The sequence below is a fragment of the Emticicia sp. genome (genome assembly GCF_049241225.1).
GTDB lineage: Bacteria > Bacteroidota > Bacteroidia > Cytophagales > Spirosomataceae > Emticicia.
Genome location: NZ_JBMLRC010000414.1, coordinates 1 through 1,234 on the forward strand (window position 1 = coordinate 1; position 1,234 = coordinate 1,234).

2 protein-coding genes are annotated in these 1,234 nt (G+C 34.7%); both read right to left on the reverse strand.

Annotated elements, in window-relative coordinates:
* Positions 1-71: 71 nt before the first annotated feature.
* Positions 72-356, reverse strand: coding sequence for a transposase (locus ACOVO2_RS21345; RefSeq protein WP_421771932.1), 285 nt, complete (start codon positions 354-356; stop codon positions 72-74).
* Positions 357-565: 209 nt separating this feature from the next.
* Positions 566-673 carry a transposase gene (locus ACOVO2_RS21350; RefSeq protein ID WP_421771931.1) on the reverse strand — a complete coding sequence of 36 codons (108 nt, stop codon included), beginning with the start codon at positions 671-673 and terminating at the stop codon, positions 566-568.
* Between the last annotated feature and the right edge of the window lie 561 nt (positions 674-1,234).

Below are 1,234 nucleotides of genomic sequence, written 5' to 3' on the forward strand. Positions count from 1 at the left end.
CTTGAGCGTAAAATAACGATTGTGTTTGTCATCAGCCAATTCAAAAATAGCTTGAAATGTAAACGGGTCAATCATAAAAGTTGGGAACTAGGCATAAATTTTGAAAGCCTAAACAGGAAGAAATTTACATTGCGTACATCTCTAAACTGATTTCTAAAAACCTTTATCTTTGCATTGAAGGATTCAGCAGAAGCATTAGTGTTTTTATTATCAAAGAAATTTAAGGTTTTCTCATAATTATTTTCAATGGTTTTGGCAATAGTATTGAAAGAGTTGAAGGCAGCTTTTTCGACATCATTGTACCAAAGAGCCAACTTTCTAAAGGCACTAATTCTTTCCTTTGAATGAATAAAAATATCAGATGTCTGCTAAGTTGATAGGCTCGCTGAAAATCAGGGTATAAACGAAATAGGATTTCTGACCTATGGACTTGTGAAGTAGACCAATCTCTCGGAGTGCCGAACCAGTTGTTTTTTGAAGAGTAAATAAGGACCTCTTGCAAGCAGTTGATTCAACGTATCACCATTTGCTATTACAGCTACAAAAGGTACTTTAGTTTCCTCGGCTAACTTTCTTTGTTTTTTTGCTCAATGGCTTGCCATCGGTGTTCTATTCTGATTTGTTGAACCGCATCGCTGGCGAATTGTTGTATATGAAAGCGGTCTGCTACCATCTAGGCTATAGGAAAACTTTTCTTCATAATATTTTCCATCGTTTCATTCCCAGTTGCGATAAACTATTTTACCAGTGTCTTCATTCGATCATTTCCTGCATTTGGTTTTTAAATAACACGCTTTGACTCGAATTGGAAAATCTCTTACGGTTTCTTCATCAAAGAACCTCTTCGATTGCAGCTTTTTACCCGTATATGCTTTGGGAGTAAATATTGTTTTCAGATAAATAAAAAATGTAGGAGTCACTGGTTTTTTATACATCGGTCAGTTCAAAATATTCCAGCAATTCTTCGTGTAGTATGAATTGTAGCGATGAAAAGGTATTCTGATAATATCATTTTAAGTTTAAAACGGTCAGAATCTCTTTAAGATGAATATACTATTAGCCGAAGAATAAGATTATATAGCTTTAGAGCCACGCCCTCCTAGACTTTTGAGATTGAAGCATCAAACGCATTTGTTGGGTCATTTCATAGTTATATAAACAACAAAAAAAGTCTCACCGTATTAGGTTGTACTTAAAACGAGATGAATCTAAGTGATGGCTATTAGTTGAAGAA